We start from the raw sequence: 15,875 nt of genomic DNA, 5'->3' as shown, positions 1-15,875 counted from the left end.
CTGGGCGAGCGGCCAAGTAGAAAAGCTACTTAATCATAACCGAGTGCCCCCAGTCGGACTCGAACCGACACTGAAACGGTTTTAAGCCGTCTGCCTCTGCCAATTGGGCTATGGGGGCTTGCCGGCCCCGCCGGAGCGGGGCCGGGTGGCGCGAAGCGCACCAGGACCGACTTAGCCGGCCAGGCGGGTCAGCACCGACATCGCGATGCCGTCCAGGATGTCCTTTTCACTCACCGTGAGCTCGGACAACCCGGCGCGCTCTGCCATCACATCACACAGCGCCTGGACCACGATGGAGCCCCCGCCGATCACGTCCGCGCGGCCCGGGTGCATCGGCCCCAAACTGCGGCGCTCAGTCACGGTCGAGGCCACCAGTCGGTCGCAGACCGCGCGCATGCGATCCAGCGGGATGACGCTGCTGTGGATCCGCTCCGAGTCGTACTCCCCCAACCCCTGCGCCAACGCCGAGAGCGTGGTGAACGTGCCGGCCACGCCCACCCAGCGGGCAGCGCGTCCCATCGGCACGTCGCCGGCCTCAGCCAGCGCGGCAGCGATCACCGCACGGGCCTCGGCGATCTCGGCCTCAGTGGGCGGATCCGAGTGCAGCACCCGCTCGGTGAGCCGCACGCAGCCCACGTCGAGGCTGCGGGCCCCGAGCAGCTTCACCTCGCCGCGGACGAGCTCGCCCACCACGATCTCCGTGGACCCGCCGCCGAGGTCGGTCACCACGAACGGACCGTCTTCGGCCCGCAGGTCCGACACCCCGCCAGCGAAGGTCAGCTCGGCCTCGGTCTGCCCGGAGATCACCTCCGCCTGCGCGCCCGGGAAGTGCTTGCCGAGCACCTCGGCGGTCATTCCGAAGAACTCGTCTTTGTTGCGGGCATCGCGGGTGGCGGAGGTGGCCACCATGCGCACCGACTGCACGCCGAGCTCAGCCATCGTGGCCGTGTAATCAGTCAGCGCGGTGCGGCAGCGAGAGAGCGCGCCTTCCGAGAGCCGCCCGGTGGCGTCGACGCCCTCGCCGAGTCGGATGATCCGCATCTCGCGGACGACATCAGTCAGCCCGGGCTGGCCGGCGACGCCCTCGGCGACCAGCAGGCGGATCGAGTTGGTGCCGCAGTCCACAGCCCCCACGCGGACGGCGCCGGGGGCCGAAATGCCGGCAGACGTGGTCACGCGTGCTCCTTGTCCTTGTAGTCGGGGATGCCCAGCTCCTCGGGGGTCGGCCAGTCACCGGGAAGAGCGTTCCCACGCAGCCCGGCCTCGCAGGCCAGCGCCACGGACTCATCGCCCAGCCACACCACGCCCGGACCCTCGGCCAGCGCGTACGCCATCAACACGTGGAGGCACTTGACGCGCTCGGGCATGCCGCCCCCGGAGAAGTCCGTGCCCAGGTCCTCGATCTCATTGCGCTGCGCGAGGAACCGCTCGTGCGCCTGCCGATAGTTGGCCGCCATCTCGGGATCGTTAGCCAACCTCGTCGTCATACCCCTCATGATCCCGGCAGATTCCTGCCGACTCGCCTCGGCGGTGAGCCGCGGATCGGTGAGGTAATACAGCGTGGGGAACGGGGTGCCGTCCTCCAGCCGCGGCGCGGTCTTGACCACCCCGGGCCGGCCGTCGGGGCTGCGGTAGGACACCTCCAGCACCCCGCGCGGCGGCCGGCCCAGCTGGGCCTGGATCGCGTCGAGGTCGGCTTGGGACACGCTCTGGTCGGCGCTCACGCTGGGGGGTCCTCCTGTGATTGATCTTGGACGCCGCCCGGGATGGGGGCGGCGGGGTCATCGGCGCCGGGCACGCCGGGCACGACCGGCACCGGCGGGGTGTCGGGGCCGCCGGGGATGGACGTGCCCTCGAGCACCGCCGAGTCCTCCGGCATGATCGGCTCGGCCGGCTCGGCGATGGAGTTCCACACGCGCGTCTGCCACGGCTGCGCCGCCAGCTCGGCGGCCTTCTGCTCGGCCACGGCCTGCTCGATCGGGTCGACCATCGACACGCGGTACGGGGTCTCCCCCGGCTTCACGGCGCCAAAGCGGATGCGGGCCTGCTGCTCGATGTACGCCGGGTCCGAGAGCATCTGCTCCTCGGCCTCGAGCTCGGCGATCGTCGCCTCCAGCGCGGCCCGCTCCTGCGCCACGGTCTTCTCGTCGCGCAGGAACTGGTAGTGATTGCGCAGCGGGAACGACACGGTGACGAGCAGGATGATGGCGACGACGGCGAGGAGTCCGATCCGCCGCGGGGTGTAGTTCCGCGGGCCCAGCAGGGTGTCGGACAGGTCCGTCCGCGTGGTGAGGCGGTGGGCCTCCGGATGCGCGGTGGTGCCGACCCGGCCGGAGCGGGCAGAGGCCGGGACGGGCCGGTCCCGTTCGCGGCTCGGCGTCCGCCGACGCGTCGGTTCGCGGCGGGTGGGGTCGGCAGGCTGATCGGCCCCGGCCTGCCCGTCGACCCCGTCGCGGCCGGTAGCACCCGGGCCGCGGCCGGTGCTACTCCCCCGGTCGGCGGCGGTCCCGCGGCCCGTCCCGTTCGCACGGCGACGGATGGCACCCGACGCCTCCCCGGGCCGCCGGGACGCCGCACGATCGCGTGCGTCTCCCCGGCGGTCCGAGGGGCGGGGCGGGCGGGCCATGCGCCTTCCTTTCCGACTACGTGCCCGTCAGCGGTGGACTGCCGACGGGCGGTGTTGGTGCCGTCAGGCGTTGAAGCGCGGGAACGCCTCGGCGCCGGCGTAGCGGGCGGCGTCGCCGAGCATCTCCTCGATGCGCAGCAGCTGGTTGTACTTGGCCACGCGCTCGGAGCGGGCAGGGGCGCCGGTCTTGATCTGGCCACAGTTACAGGCCACGGCGAGGTCGGCGATGGTCGTGTCCTCGGTCTCGCCCGAGCGGTGCGACATCATCGAGGCGTAGCGGTTGCGGTGGGCCAGGTCCACGGCGTCCAGCGTCTCGGTGAGGGTGCCGATCTGGTTGACCTTGACCAGCAGGGCGTTGGCCAGGCCCTTCTCGATGCCCTCGGCCAGGCGCTGCGGGTTGGTGACGAACAGGTCGTCGCCGACCAGCTGGACCTTGTCGCCGATCATGTCGGTCAGCGTCTTCCAGCCGTCCCAGTCGTCCTCGTCGAGCGGGTCCTCGATGGAGACCAGCGCGTACTTGCCCACGAGCTCGGCGTAGACGTCGGCCATCTCGGCGGCGGAGAGCTGCTTGCCCTCGAAGTGGTACTTGCCGTCCTTGTAGAACTCGGTGGCGGCGACGTCCAGCGCGAGCGCGACGTCGGTGCCGAGCGAGTAGCCGGCCTTCTCGATGGCCTCGGCGATGAGGTCGAGCGCGGCGGTGGTGGACTCGACGGAGGGAGCGAATCCGCCCTCGTCGCCCAGGCCGGTGGACAGCCCGCGGTCCTTGATGACGGTCTTGAGGTGGTGGTACACCTCGGTACCCATGCGCAGGGCCTCACGGAACGTGGGCGCGCCGATGGGGGCGATCATGAACTCCTGGACGTCGACGCCCGAGTCGGCGTGGGCGCCACCGTTGAGGATGTTCATCATCGGCACCGGCAGCACGTGGGCGTTGGCGCCACCGATGAAGCGGTAGAGCTCGAGGCCCGAGGACTCGGCGGCGGCGCGGGCCACGGCCAGCGAGACGCCGAGGACGGCGTTGGCGCCGACGGTCGACTTATTGGGGGTGCCGTCGGCGTCGAGGAGGGCCTCGTCCACGACGCGCTGATCCTCGGCGGGGATGCCGATCACCGCGGGGGCGAGGACGTCCAGCACGGCCTCGACGGCCTTGGTGACGCCCTTGCCCATGTAGCGCTCGTCCTCATCGCGCAGCTCCACGGCCTCGTGGGCGCCCGTCGACGCGCCGGACGGCACGGCGGCGCGGCCGAACGAGCCGTCGTCCAGAAGCACCTCCACCTCGACGGTGGGGTTGCCTCGCGAATCGAGGATCTCCCGGGCTCCGACCTGCTCGATAAGCGCCATCTGTGCTCCTTGGGGGAAGTTCGTGGGTTCGTGTGCGTGGCCGGCGCCGCTAGGCGGGCGCAGTCCGTTGGCCATTGTTCCACGTCGGTCCAGAGGGCGGGACGAGGCTGGGCCGGGGGCGCTCACCCAGCCCCCGCCTGGCCGGCCTTCGCCCCTCCCGGGTGGTGAGTCCCCTATGTACGCCGCCGGCCCGGAGGTGCGCCCGGTCTGGTCCATTCCGCGCGTACCTGCACTCAGGTCGCAGCAGCGCCCGCCCGACCCGCGGCCGGACCGCGAACTGCCGCCTTCCAGCACCGGTTGATTCGTATTACGATACTGCCTATGGAGCGGAAGATTCAGGGCAAGCCCGTCTCGGAGGAACAGCTCGACGCCTGGGTTGCCGAGGCCGAGGAGGGGTACGACCCCGCCTGGCTGAAGAAGCGGAAGGGTCGCCCGGCCCGAGCAGAACACGCGGCCCAAGTAGTTCCGGTCCGATTGACAGAAGCCGAACTCAAGGCGGTGATGGCCCGAGCGGATCGGGAGCACCTCAATCGATCAGAGGCGATCCGAAGGGCCCTCGCAGAGTGGGCCGCCGCCTCATGACCATTCGTCGATCCGCGCAATGAAAGCGCGCCGAACCTATCTCGACTTGATCGACTAGTTGTTGGGGTGCTGGTTGTGCCCGGATACCAACGGGCCCCGGCCAGAGTTCCGGCCGCGGCGGGTTGTCGTCGTCGTCATCGGACCCAAGCGCCGTCCACGCCACGCGGACTCACGCCGGCTCCCCACGCTCGCCCCGGCGGCTCGGCGGTCCGGCGGTCCGGCGGCCCGGCGGCCCGGCGGCCCGGCGGCCCGGCGGCCCGGCGGGATGCCCACCATCGGACGCCGTCGGTGACGTACCCGGCCCCTAGAGTGAGCCCGACCCCGCCAGGACCACCCAGGAGGACTCAGTGGACTCACCCGCCCTCATCACCGCCCGCAACCGGGGCGGCATCTGATGGCGGCCCGGTCCGCGCGCAAGGCAACCACCAAGCGCAAGACGAGCTCGCGCAAGGCCACGACCAGGAGCAAGCCCACCTCCCCCCGGGCGAAGCCGGCCAAGAGGCCCAGCGCGGCGCCGGCGGTTCCGTCGATCCCGGCCGGTCAGCGGGTGTGGCTGCTGGAGCTCCCGTGGGGAGGGCTCGGCGGCGGGATGCCGGCTGGGGTGACCTACTACAAGTCGCTCACCGCGCACGCCTTCGTCGGCACCACCCTGCCGAGCGCACTTGAGGCCTACGCCAGCAAGCCGTACTCCTACCTGCGGTGGCTCGAGGACGAACTCAACGGCAGCGAGGGCCCGGGCGCGACCGCCGCGTCGATGTCGCTTCGGCCGGAGCAACGCGCGGACGTGGACGCGATAGTCGCCGCCGCCGAGCGACAGTTCCGGCAGGTCCACCTGGCCAACGATGTGGGCACCGGCAAGACGCTGGTGGCGGTGGCCGCGGCGAAGGCCATCGCCGCAACGCGCGGTGCCCGCACGATCCTGGTGACGGTGGACCGGCCGGCGCGCATCACCATCCCGTCGTGGCGGCGCACCATCGCGGCACTGGGCGACGACGATCTGCGGTGGATCATCATGTCCTCCGACAGCCTCGGCAAACTCATGGCCCGGAACGGGCGGCCGCGGCTCAAGGTCGACGTCGCGGTGATCGACGAGGCCCACCAGTTCCGGCACGCCAGCAAGCGGACCAGCTACATGCGTCGACTGACCCGCATGGACGGACCGCCCGAGAAGGCCCCGTTCGTGCTGACGATCACCGCCACCCCGGGGCATCACCCGGGCGAGTGGGGCTACCTGTCGTCGCTGTACGCGCAGGTGCACGGCGATCCACCAGCCCGGTGGGCTGACTTCGGTGGGGCCCTGGCCGAGCGGGGCGTGCCCCTGGAGACCTCGTACGGCAAGTGGACGTGGAGCGCGGAGGCCAAGGAGTCGCTCCCGACCCAGCAGGCCGCCATCAGCGACGTACGCGACATGCTGCTGCGGCACGATCCGCCGCTGATGCTCACCCGGTCTGCGCCGTGGGGGCCGCCGCCCTTCGACGTGGACCTGGTGGAGCTGACCCCGGACCAGTGGCGTGCCTACGAGCTTGAGTGGGGCGACTTCCAACGCGAGATGCAGCTGGCCCGGACGGGCAACAACGTCGCCCGCGGGCTGGCCGCACTGGTGAGGCTGCGTCAGAAGGCGTCGATGATCCGGGTCGAGCACACGGTCGCGGCGGCCAAGGCCGAACTCGAGCGCGGCTACCAAGTGCTGATCGCCACCGAGATGGTGTCCACGGCCGCGCACCCGGTGGCCGAGATGCTCGAGGCCGACGGGATCCCGGTCGCACGGATCTACGGCTCGAACCCGCAGGCCGAGTCCGAGCGGATGCGGTTCCAGCGGGGCGAGACGCCGGTGGTGGTGTTCAACACCCCCACCGCGATCAACCTGCAGGCCCGGGAGCAGTTCGCCGACGGCTCGTTCGCCACGGCCACCCCGCGCAGGGGCTTCTTCCACCAGGCCCGATACTCGGGGTTGCTGGCCGAGCAGACGATGGGCCGCGCACACCGGAACCATCAGGTCTGCGCCTGGTCACTCCTTATATAGTAACCGGCGACTGTTGGGTGCGCTCTACGCTGGCTGACATGACCGTCTCGCAACCCATGAACCTCGCGCAGGTGAAGACCGTTCGTCTGAGCGTGCTGTCGGACATGGTTGACCGGCCTGCGTGGCTGGAATCCACAATGAGCCAGGCGGCTGGGATTCTTCGCCGGAAGGCTCCCCTCTATATTCCGGTGACTGCCAACGGGAATATTCATCCTGCGGTTGCCGAGTGGGCGCGGAGGTATCACTCCGTCAATACAGCTTCCGCTTATGCGTCAGATGTGGCGCTCTTTTTCAGATGGCTTGGTCCGGGGAATGACTGGCTTGCGGTGCGCCGCGCTGAGATTAACGATTTCATGGACCGGCGTCGCTTTGGTGCCTCGGGCGATGATGATCTGCGAGATATTCCGGCGGAGCCGGTATCTGCATCAACGCTAGCTCGCAACCTGGTCGCCATTCGCTCGCTTTACGACGTGGCTGTGGGTCTGGGAATTATCTCCGGCAATCCAGTGCCGTCGGGACGGATCAATGCCACCAAAGGACAGTTGTCAGCGGACGTCAACTGGCTGACCCGCCGGGCGTACGACCGCTGGCGGTCCGAGGGCCTGCTGGGGATTGGATCAGCTCGCGGCGAATCGTTGATGATGCGTGAGAGGAACACCGCGTACGCGGACTTGCTTTACCACACTGGCCTGCGACGAACTGAAGGTGCTGGGCTGCTGACGTTTGAGATTCCCAGCGCTGATTTCAGCACGCGACTGGTCTCTGGGCGGGTGCCAGCTTCGCTGTCGAAAGGGAGCCCGTCGCGGGGCCGGATGATGTACTTGGACCGCGCGACGCACCAGTCGATCACGTCATATGTCACCGGGGCGCGTGAGGTCGAGGTGGCGTTCGGCCTTCGGTCTGGCATCTACGAGCAGGACGCGGACCCGCTGATCCTGAAAGAGATTTCCCGCCGCGGAGGGATTCCGACCAAGGTCCTGGTGAGCCGACCCGCAAGGGCTGGTGAAGAGCGTTGGTGGCGGCTGGACGACCTCACGCTCGCCCAGCGCACACGCATGTACGCACTGGATGAGGAGGGGCGTCGGCGTCCTCTCATGGTGTGGCTCGGGACGGGCGGGAAGCCTGTCGGCGTCTCCAACTGGAACACCGTCTTCAAGTCTGCTTCCGCCCGAACGGCGGGTTCTCGCGGCGCGTGGGGGGCCGGTCTCGCGGTCCTCGATGACACAACGATTCGGGTTCATCCACATATGCTTCGCCACTCGTTCGCGCTGTATGTGTTTGCGCTCGCCGCACACATGGAAATGTGCCAGCGTGGTGCACTAACGCCCGGCGCGTTCGACTCGATGGTGCGCAGCCAAAACATCTGGCTGCGAGTCCAGACACTGCTGGGGCACCGGAGTGTCGAGACCACTCGGAATTACTATTTGGCACCCGTTCTGGCCCTGGAGTGGGAGTGGTTCATGCGGGCCGCTGAGGGTGCTCCGCTGTCCCTCGACCACACGCTCTCGCAGGTCGCTGCCCTAGACGACCGGGTGGCAGACGCATGAGATGCGAAGCAGTCAATGACGGCCTCCGGGTGACCCCGTCACGCGGACGGCCCTACGAGCTCGATTTCACATCTGTTGACGTCGGACCAAACCTGCGAAAAGCACTCATGGAACGATTCATCGACATGGCTGGGCCTTCGGGGTCATGGGGCACGAAAGCGACGACGGGTAGAGCTCTGACGGCAGTCCGGGCGTTCTTCTCCGACCTCGGCGTCGTCAATGCCAGTGACCTGACTGGGGTGATGTACCGCGAACGGTTGATGTTGTGGACCAATTACACTCGCTACAGACGGCACCGCATTCTTCGAGTCATCCTGCCCACACTTCCCGGCATCAGCGCGGAGTGCGCACACGTCATTGAATCGACGACTGCGCCGCGACCGGAACCGCAGGCCTCTGACGACGCGTTGACCGATGAGGAAATCGAGTTGCTACGACTCACCTGTGTCAACAACGTGCGTGATGCCCTCACCCGTGTGAAGCATGGCTGGGACGTCGTCGACGCCTATCAGCGTGGCGAGTATGACGACCGCCATCCCGACTACGAGTACGCCCAGTTCCTCGACGAGGTGGCCCGCACCGGCGATGTAGCAGACCGCAGCCCCGGGAGCCCGAGTAAGCGGCGCGTGCCACCGAGCGTGTACCGCAGGCTTTACCCGAACTCGAGAACCAATAACCGAACGCTCTTTCCGCTGTGGGAGAACCTCTACCCGACTCCCGCCGAAGTCGCTGCCGCGCTCCTCGCATTGATCATCACCTGCGGCTGGAACCTCGGCACCGCCCTCACTCTCGGCGTGAGCGACGTCAACCGAGTGGACGCCCGTGACGGCAGTGAACCGCTCCATCTTCGCGTCAGGCTCACCAAACCGCGACGGGGCGTCGTCAGCGAGTGGACTGAGACCTACACCGACAACGGCCCTCGATCCAAAGCCCGCCTGATTCAGATGATTCTCGAACTCACCGACGGGGCGCGGCGCACGCTACAAGAGGTGGGCTACCCCACTGACGCGGTGCTCGTGTCCCTCTCGGGCCAAGTAAATGCGATCGGTAGGAACGCGCGACCAGTCCCGCTCACCGTGCTGGTAGACGCGAATACCCACACGATAGCGAGATACCTCAGGGCCTGGCGCGGTGAACACCCCGAACTGGACTTTGCAACTCCTATCAGGTTGCGATCCTACTTCGCCACACAAGTTCATCCGCAAGGTCATAGCCTCAACACCAACATCGACTACAACCTCAACGATCCGACGGTGAAGAAGGCCGTGCAGCCAGTCATCGCCACTGTTCTTCAAGACCATTTCCACGCCGTGCAGGCGCGAGTCGTGAACGGTGCGGCGACGGTCGACGACCTCCCTACGGATTTCCGCGGCGTGCTTGAGGACGTGAACTCAGGTGCGCGCGACACAGTGGCCTCGGCCTGCGTTGACCACGAGCATGCTCCCGACACTCATGAGCCGTGCCGCGCGTCCTTCCTGACTTGTTTCGCGTGTACGAACGCGGTGGTCCTTAAGCGACACCTCCCTCGAGTCGTCGCCCTCCACGACCACCTGGAGGGATTGCGCGCTGTCACGCCAGCACACCTCTGGGACTCGCGATTCGCGGCTCATCATGCCCGCATCGCCTCGCTGCTAGTCCCCAATCGGCACTTCTCGAACAGCGACCTCCTCGCTGCCCGCGCTGATGTCACCGATACTGACCGGGACCAGGTCAATCGACTGATGAATAGGACTTGGGACACATGACCAACCCCGCCGTCAACACTGCTGCGACTCGGACGGTCGGGCTCACGCCGGTCGTCCCGCTGCTGACCAGTCCACTCTTCGCCAACCGTCACCACCGGACTCCCGAAGCAGCACCGGAGCCAGTCTTCGGCGACGACGTGTGGCCGCTCCACTACCTCTCGCTCTCCGAGAACCAGATCACATTGAACATCAACTTCGCTGCCATTCGGCCCCGTCATCGCGAAGCGGCGAAGGTTTACCTCTACAACGTCCTCAATACGGAAACTCAGCGTCGAACCACGTCTATGAAGTCTCGGTTCCCATCCGCCGGGACCGCCCTCCATATGTTCCACGCCATGAAGTTGTTGCTGGACTGGATCGACGCACACGGACTCAGTAGCATCGCAGACCTCACCACCGACGACTGGACCCAGTACGGCGAGCACGTGGGTGCACGCGAGGATTGCGCCTATTCATACAAGGTTGCGCAACTAGTCCACCTAGGGCGACTGTGGGCCCACAATGTCGACCTGCCCTCGCCTTACGCGTTCACCGCACCCTCATGGTTCTCGGCGAAATATAGCCGGTGGCTCGGTCCTGCCCCAGTCGAGTACGAGAACAAAACCGAACCGTTCCACCCTGAGGCGATCAGTGCGCTCATCGTTGCCGCCCACACCGTCATCAGCGGCTATCTCGACGGCACACTCACCGTCGGGCGTCGCGGCATTAAGAAGACCGCTGAAACATGGTTCACGGCGCAAGGGATCACGCTCCCACCGGGCCGTCTCTCCGCCGAGAACGCCCGACAATGGAAGGACGCCACCAACTGGCTCCAGTCCTACGACGCAGGCAGCGTGCGGTCGGCAGCGTTCGTGCTCATCTCCTACTTCACCGGCATGCGCCCCCAAGAGGTCCTGCACCTTCAACGCGGCTGCCTCCGCTACAACCCAGTCACCAGCAATGCCAGCGCCGCAGCTGAGTACACAATCGTCGGCCGCGAGTTCAAGGGCCTCCGCGACGAGTACGGTGATCAACTCAGTCAAGGTGCTCAACGCGACCAGCCGTGGGTGACCATCGAGCCCGCCGCCCGCGCGATTGAGGCGCTCGAACAGCTCGCGAGACCAGACACCCCATATTTGTTCGCCTGGAACCGCCGCCCACGAGAAGGCCAACAGCGGCAAGGCGAAGTAGCCACCACGTCCTCCATAGGTATTAGTCTCGGCAGCTTCATCACGCTCTGGAACGCCCACGCTACCCAGAACGGAGACCCGGTCGTTCCAATCTCCGGGCCGACCAGCATCCTCTCCGAGAACCAATCCGGTGACGCCGCTCGCCTGCTTATCGGAACCACCCGCTTCCGACGCACGCTCGCCTACCACATCGCCAACCAGCCCGGCGGTGAGATTGCGCTCGGCATCCAGTACGGGCACGTCAAAAGCGTCGTCTCCCTCGGCTACGCGGGGCGCGAGGAGTCCGGCTTCCCCGATGTAGTGGAGTTAGACGCCCTCCTCGGCTCCTGGGACGACCTCACGCTACTCGCCGAAGAACTCGAAGGCGGATCTGCCATTAGCGGCCCGGCCGCGAATCGCGTCCGTGATGGCGTCACCGCCTTTGCTGCCGAGTTCGCCGGCGAGGTCAAAACCGAAGCAGCACTCGAGCGTTTCAAACGATCCGGACTCACTCTCATTCACGACAACGGGCACGCCCACAACGTCTGCTCGTACGTTGCCGCCACCGCCCTCTGCCACCCCACCCGAACTACCAACCGCGACTCGGGGACACCAGACCTCACCAACTGCCAACGCGGCTGCCCCAACATCGCCCTGCTCGACCGCCACTTCCAAGAGAAGACGCGGCAACGCGACCAACTACTCGCTGAAATCGACTACTTACCCGCCCCGCTGGCAGCGCGCAACCAGCAAATCGCGGACGAACTTACCAAGGAAATCACCCGACACGAACAAGGAGAGAACAATTCATGACCCGACGCGGTGATGATGCAGAAGAACGCGACAAACTCATTGCCGCGCTCATTCGGACCCTGAAAGGTGAATCCGAAAGTAGTTCGGGACGGCTATCAGTCAAAGCGATAGCCCAGGAAGCTGGTCTCGCACGAACGGCGCTTACCCACAAACACCTCGACCTAAAAGAACTCATCGAAATTTATCAATCTGCAAATAGAGACCGAACCCGAAATGACAATACGGAAAAGGTGGAGTCTCTCACGGCCGAAGTTCAAGAACTCAAAGCCCTCAACGAGGTGCTGGCCGCGCAAGTGACGCTCGCGGCCCTCACCTACCGTCCCTCGCCAAGTCTCACATCGGTGCCGCCACCCTGAGCACCACGCAGGCTGGTCAACCAATTATTTACCAGCGCGTGTCGAACAATCAGCCCAAGGATTTCGCCCTGCAACCTGCCGGAGGCCGCGACGGAGTGAACAGCCTAGCCGTCAGTGGTACTGACTGTTCTAGCTGAAAGTTGTTGGTGGGTGCAGACCACGATCGTCAATCTCTACAGCCATGCCAAATCTCGCCACTGGGTCGGCCTATCAAACGAGTCGCGGCTGGCCCATTAGTATTCTCAGCCGAGTTCTGGGTCGGCGCTTATGAGCTTCTGCGCTTCAAGCACGATTTCTTCTGGCGTTGAATTTATCGCACGGGCTAGAGGCCATAGACGATCCAGCGGGGTTCCGCCGACTCCCTTTTCAATCCGTCGAAGCTCTCTCTCGCTCATGTTCGCCTGTTCGGCAACTTCGACCTGAGAGAGCGCGGCCGCCTTCCGCAACCGGGCTACGACCGTTCCGATGGCTCGGCGCACGACTTCCCTCTCCCGCAGCTCCATGGGCGAAAACTTGTGATCCGAGATAGGCACAGGCCCATTATCGCCGTCGATCGACCGTGTCGAGCGACCGGCACGACCCTTTCTGGCACCCGAGGGCCCCTCAGCGATACTATAGGACACTAGTGTCCGGTTTCGCTACGATCGTCTCGAGGTCCTTGGTGCACTCGCCACTCCCGCTACCCGCGCTCCGGCCGCCGAAGCGGCGCCCGGTCCACCAGATGTTGAGCTTGATCGAGGCGCACTCGAAGGGCGAGCAATGGACAGTTCAATTCCGTAGCCCGATATTTGGTGTTTACAGTGTGTTCGGCCCAATTCACCGCTCTGCCGTGACAAATGAGCTGAGAGTGGGACTGGCTTTTATCACGACCGGGGGCAAGTCCCCTAATAGCCGCGTGCTAAATATCTGGGCTGAACGGGCGGACTTAATTGATGTTGCGAGCACAAACTGCTCGCCGGCCACCGTCAGACATGGGGCAGTGGTCCGCGCTGAGGTCTCATCATTCGGAGATCGCCTCACCTTGGTGGGACATGCAGTCGCACAACGGCGCACCGAACTGATCGGAGTCGGCCACCACACGATACGAACGCCGTCTGGTGCGGCGCCGAACCTCATCTCAGTGTCTGAGGTTGCAATCCCCTCTAAACGACCTCCACCCCTGCCGTATGCGTGGTCGGATCTCGACTACGATGCCTCGCGTCAATAACGTGCTGGCTATGTACGCGACACTGCACCGAGCCCGGCAGGAATCATGACCCAGCGACAAACACACGCCGGAACCCCGCTTGTCGAAATAACTCTACCGGGACGAGGGCCACTTGCTGCCGCTGCGGCATTGGGAAGAGATGCTGGGAACCATAACCGGCATGTGGTGAGTTTCCGGTTGCCGGCACGCTCTAAGTGGTCTGATGACAACGCTGCTGCCGACCGTCCGCAAAAAACCGTTCAGCAGCACTAAGCCGACCGAGGACGTGCGGAACAACCCCAGATATCGCCAAGCTGTGAGATAGCCCACTGGCCATACTGGGGAAGCTGTTTTTATTGCCACTCCTAGCTTGCTGAAAAATTGACCAAGATCGTCAAGTGTGGATACTTAGTCCCGCACCTTGACAATCTTTGGGAGAACAATGGCAGTCGTATATTCCGCAGTCTTCATCGACGACTTCGACGGTAAGGAACTAGACCGAGACGAGGCCGTGTCGATTAAGTTCAGCTACCGCGGCAAGGACTACAGCATCGATCTGAGCGCCGAAAACGCCGCTCTGTTCGATGATGCGATCGAACCGTTCCGGTCAGCGGCGACCAGAGTGAAGGGCGACAAGAAGAAGCAGATCGCCCGCACCTCGGGCGGGCGCACCGACACCAAAGCGATCCGCGAGTGGGCGAACGCCAATGGGCACACGGTCTCTGACCGTGGACGTATCCCCGCCGACATCGTCGAGGCGTACGACGCCGCTCACTGAACTAGCCGAAGAAAAAGGAAGGGCCCTGCCTCAAGTCGAGGCAGGACCCTTTGTTTCCACTCGCAGGCTCCAGTCCAGCTCGTCCCAGCCACAGAATCGCGCTGACACATTGACGAGGTCGAGCCAGCGGGCGCCCTCTCCGACTGGCGGCGGGACGACACCGGTAACCAGACGTTATGTAAAGTAGTACTTGTCGAGAGCGTCCACTACTACTTGACGACATACTCAGCGCAGGCGAATACTCGGGACTATGGAGACCTCTCGCCTGGTCGAGCTCATTGATGCTCACAAGCACACCTACGGCGTCAGTGAGGCCGAGCTGGCCCGCCGAATCGGGATCACCCGCCAGAATCTGTACTTGTGGCGCACCCGCGGTCTGCGCGGCCTGCCGGCCCGAGCGACTCTCGATGGCATGGCTACCGAACTGCATCTTCCGTATGTCCGGGTTCTCGAGGCGGCCTTGCGCGATGTCGGCTACCTCGACGCCACCGACGGATTCTCAGGCGTACTGGCATGACCGCCCCTGACCCCCTCGGCCCGGCGGCCACCTGAGTCGTCTTTAGTCCGGCTTTGGAATTTCGACAGTAAAGCTCGCACCTTGGCCGGGCCCGTCGCTGTGCGCTCGAATGTGCCCTCCGTGGGCTTCGACGAGTGCGCGAGTGATGGTCAGGCCGATACCGCTGCCGCCGCTGTGGCGGCCGCGTGAGGTGTCGGCTCGGTAGAAGCGGTCAAAGAGGTGGTCGAGGTGGTGTGGGGCGATTCCTTCGCCGGAGTCCGACACGGTGATCTCGACGTGGCGGCGCCCTACCTGCCCGCTGATGACGGTGACGGTGCCGCCGGCGGGGGTGTGGCGAAGTGCGTTGTCCAGGAGATTGCCCAGCACTTGTCCGATGCGGTCGGTGTCCACCGTCACCGGTGCGTCGTCGACGTGGGTGTGTAGCTGGACTCCCTTGTTCTCGTATCGTTCTCGGACGGCGTCGACCGCACGGGTGACCAGCGTCCGAGTAGTGGTCGGACTGGGGCGAAGGCGGGTGAGGTGTTCTTCCGCGCGGGAGACGTCGACGATGTCCGCGGCGAGTCTCTCCAGCCGCCGAGTAGCCGACCACAGAATGGTTCGGACGTCGTCGTCGAAGGTGTGGATGCCGTCGTCGATGGCTTCGAGGTAGGAGTCGAGTGTGGCAAGGGGTGTGCGCATTTCGTGTCCGAGGTCGGCCAGCATTCTGCGTCTGGTGGTCTCGGTGGCGTCGAGCCGTCGGGCGAGTTCGTTGACACTGTCGGCGAGATCGTCGAACTCGCGGCCCAGGCCTGGGCTAACGACCCGCGTGTCGTAGCGTCCACTGGCGATCTCGGCAGTCGAGGAGGTCACGGCGGTGACGGAGTGTTGAACTCTCCGGGTGAGATACCAACTCACCAGCAGCGCCAGTAACACTGCGATGGTCACCGCCAACCCCCACGCCACGATGATGGACGCCGTGAATGCTTCGACAGACCTCCACCCCGTCCAGCCCGGGCAGGCCAAGGTCAAGGACGATGACGTCTGGGTCGATTTGCCGGGCCAGTGTCACCGCCTGAAGACCATCGCCGCAGATCGTCACCTCGAAGCCCTCGCGTTCGAGGTAGGTGGCCACGACATCGGCCAAAGACTGCTCGTCCTCGACAACCATCGCCCGCAAGCCCGTGGCCGGACGTGGCGTCGGTGCGGCGACTTCTGTCGTTCCGAGCGCACGGGC

The 15,875-nt window shown here is 65.5% G+C and carries 13 protein-coding genes, 1 tRNA gene and 2 pseudogenes; 8 read left to right on the top strand and 8 right to left on the bottom strand.

The genetic code is table 11. The features are described from left to right. Window positions 1-44 precede the first annotated feature (44 nt). The 5 genes from Q2K20_RS05635 to eno all read right to left on the bottom strand — a co-directional run bounded on the left by Q2K20_RS05635 (window position 45) and on the right by eno (window position 3,967). Window positions 45-118, bottom strand: a tRNA-Leu gene (locus Q2K20_RS05635). A gap of 53 nt (window positions 119-171) precedes the next feature. Then, window positions 172-1,176: a Ppx/GppA phosphatase family protein gene (locus Q2K20_RS05630; RefSeq protein WP_317176724.1), complete on the bottom strand. Its 1,005-nt coding sequence runs from the start codon at window positions 1,174-1,176 to the stop codon at window positions 172-174. After that, entirely contained in the window at window positions 1,173-1,724 is a 552-nt protein-coding gene (locus tag Q2K20_RS05625) for a DUF501 domain-containing protein (RefSeq protein ID WP_317176723.1), read from the bottom strand. Before Q2K20_RS05625 ends, Q2K20_RS05630 begins: the two co-directional genes overlap by 4 nt. Continuing rightward, entirely contained in the window at window positions 1,721-2,626 is a 906-nt protein-coding gene (locus Q2K20_RS05620; protein ID WP_317176722.1) for a septum formation initiator family protein, read from the bottom strand. Before Q2K20_RS05620 ends, Q2K20_RS05625 begins: the two co-directional genes overlap by 4 nt. Before the next feature lie 63 nt (window positions 2,627-2,689). Continuing rightward, entirely contained in the window at window positions 2,690-3,967 is a 1,278-nt protein-coding gene (gene eno, locus Q2K20_RS05615; protein ID WP_317176721.1) for a phosphopyruvate hydratase, read from the bottom strand. Window positions 3,968-4,288: 321 nt separating this feature from the next. Here eno and Q2K20_RS05610 point away from each other — a divergent pair, with 321 nt between their 5' ends. The 6 genes from Q2K20_RS05610 to Q2K20_RS05585 all read left to right on the top strand — a co-directional run bounded on the left by Q2K20_RS05610 (window position 4,289) and on the right by Q2K20_RS05585 (window position 12,181). Continuing rightward, window positions 4,289-4,549 carry a ribbon-helix-helix protein, CopG family gene (locus tag Q2K20_RS05610; protein WP_154828144.1) on the top strand — a complete coding sequence of 87 codons (261 nt, stop codon included), beginning with the start codon at window positions 4,289-4,291 and terminating at the stop codon, window positions 4,547-4,549. 394 nt (window positions 4,550-4,943) lie between these two features. Next, window positions 4,944-6,572, top strand: coding sequence for a DEAD/DEAH box helicase family protein (locus Q2K20_RS05605; protein WP_317176720.1), 1,629 nt, complete (start codon window positions 4,944-4,946; stop codon window positions 6,570-6,572). Between the two features lie 38 nt (window positions 6,573-6,610). Continuing rightward, the gene (locus tag Q2K20_RS05600) at window positions 6,611-8,119 is read left to right on the top strand and encodes a tyrosine-type recombinase/integrase (protein WP_154828146.1); all 1,509 of its coding nucleotides are present in this window, start codon (window positions 6,611-6,613) and stop codon (window positions 8,117-8,119) included. A gap of 107 nt (window positions 8,120-8,226) precedes the next feature. Further along, window positions 8,227-9,864, top strand: coding sequence for a hypothetical protein (locus Q2K20_RS05595; protein WP_132064156.1), 1,638 nt, complete (start codon window positions 8,227-8,229; stop codon window positions 9,862-9,864). Then, window positions 9,861-11,825, top strand: coding sequence for a hypothetical protein (locus Q2K20_RS05590; RefSeq protein ID WP_132064157.1), 1,965 nt, complete (start codon window positions 9,861-9,863; stop codon window positions 11,823-11,825). Before Q2K20_RS05595 ends, Q2K20_RS05590 begins: the two co-directional genes overlap by 4 nt. Then, window positions 11,822-12,181 carry a hypothetical protein gene (locus Q2K20_RS05585; RefSeq protein ID WP_132064158.1) on the top strand — a complete coding sequence of 120 codons (360 nt, stop codon included), beginning with the start codon at window positions 11,822-11,824 and terminating at the stop codon, window positions 12,179-12,181. Before Q2K20_RS05590 ends, Q2K20_RS05585 begins: the two co-directional genes overlap by 4 nt. A gap of 242 nt (window positions 12,182-12,423) precedes the next feature. Here Q2K20_RS05585 and Q2K20_RS05580 read toward each other — a convergent pair whose 3' ends face one another. Next, window positions 12,424-12,684, bottom strand: coding sequence for a helix-turn-helix domain-containing protein (locus tag Q2K20_RS05580; protein ID WP_182654034.1), 261 nt, complete (start codon window positions 12,682-12,684; stop codon window positions 12,424-12,426). Between the two features lie 1,125 nt (window positions 12,685-13,809). On the opposite strand from Q2K20_RS05580, the gene Q2K20_RS05575 reads away from it, so the two are divergent. Both Q2K20_RS05575 and Q2K20_RS05570 read left to right on the top strand, forming a co-directional pair. After that, on the top strand, window positions 13,810-14,145 hold the full coding sequence (locus Q2K20_RS05575; RefSeq protein ID WP_182642448.1) for a histone-like nucleoid-structuring protein Lsr2: 336 nt from the start codon (window positions 13,810-13,812) through the stop codon (window positions 14,143-14,145). Between the two features lie 250 nt (window positions 14,146-14,395). Beyond that, entirely contained in the window at window positions 14,396-14,662 is a 267-nt protein-coding gene (locus tag Q2K20_RS05570; RefSeq protein WP_067715495.1) for a hypothetical protein, read from the top strand. Window positions 14,663-14,704: 42 nt separating this feature from the next. On the opposite strand, the pseudogene Q2K20_RS05565 reads toward Q2K20_RS05570, so the two are convergent. Both Q2K20_RS05565 and Q2K20_RS05560 read right to left on the bottom strand, forming a co-directional pair. Beyond that, window positions 14,705-15,628 (bottom strand): annotated as a pseudogene (locus tag Q2K20_RS05565) (sensor histidine kinase); the annotation flags it as partial. Further along, window positions 15,621-15,809: pseudogene (locus tag Q2K20_RS05560) on the bottom strand (response regulator); the annotation flags it as partial. The pseudogenes Q2K20_RS05565 and Q2K20_RS05560, both read right to left, overlap by 8 nt. Window positions 15,810-15,875 lie beyond the last annotated feature (66 nt).

It is taken from the genome of Dietzia sp. IN118, from assembly GCF_032905965.1.
Taxonomy (GTDB): Bacteria; Actinomycetota; Actinomycetes; order Mycobacteriales; family Mycobacteriaceae; genus Dietzia; species Dietzia kunjamensis.
Note: the sequence above shows the minus strand (reverse complement) of the source record. Positions and strands in the feature narration are given on the sequence as shown.

Bases quoted from the DNA above. Each gene is read 5' to 3' on its own strand.
- Q2K20_RS05620 (WP_317176722.1), bottom strand. From the start codon at position 2,626: ATGGCCCGCCCGCCCCGCCCCTCGGACCGCCGGGGAGACGCACGCGAT.
- eno (WP_317176721.1), bottom strand. From the start codon at position 3,967: ATGGCGCTTATCGAGCAGGTCGGAGCCCGGGAGATCCTCGATTCGCGA.
- Q2K20_RS05610 (WP_154828144.1), top strand. From the start codon at position 4,289: ATGGAGCGGAAGATTCAGGGCAAGCCCGTCTCGGAGGAACAGCTCGAC.
- Q2K20_RS05605 (WP_317176720.1), top strand. From the start codon at position 4,944: ATGGCGGCCCGGTCCGCGCGCAAGGCAACCACCAAGCGCAAGACGAGC.
- Q2K20_RS05600 (WP_154828146.1), top strand. From the start codon at position 6,611: ATGACCGTCTCGCAACCCATGAACCTCGCGCAGGTGAAGACCGTTCGT.
- Q2K20_RS05595 (WP_132064156.1), top strand. From the start codon at position 8,227: ATGGAACGATTCATCGACATGGCTGGGCCTTCGGGGTCATGGGGCACG.
- Q2K20_RS05590 (WP_132064157.1), top strand. From the start codon at position 9,861: ATGACCAACCCCGCCGTCAACACTGCTGCGACTCGGACGGTCGGGCTC.
- Q2K20_RS05585 (WP_132064158.1), top strand. From the start codon at position 11,822: ATGACCCGACGCGGTGATGATGCAGAAGAACGCGACAAACTCATTGCC.
- Q2K20_RS05580 (WP_182654034.1), bottom strand. From the start codon at position 12,684: ATGGAGCTGCGGGAGAGGGAAGTCGTGCGCCGAGCCATCGGAACGGTC.
- Q2K20_RS05575 (WP_182642448.1), top strand. From the start codon at position 13,810: ATGGCAGTCGTATATTCCGCAGTCTTCATCGACGACTTCGACGGTAAG.
- Q2K20_RS05570 (WP_067715495.1), top strand. From the start codon at position 14,396: ATGGAGACCTCTCGCCTGGTCGAGCTCATTGATGCTCACAAGCACACC.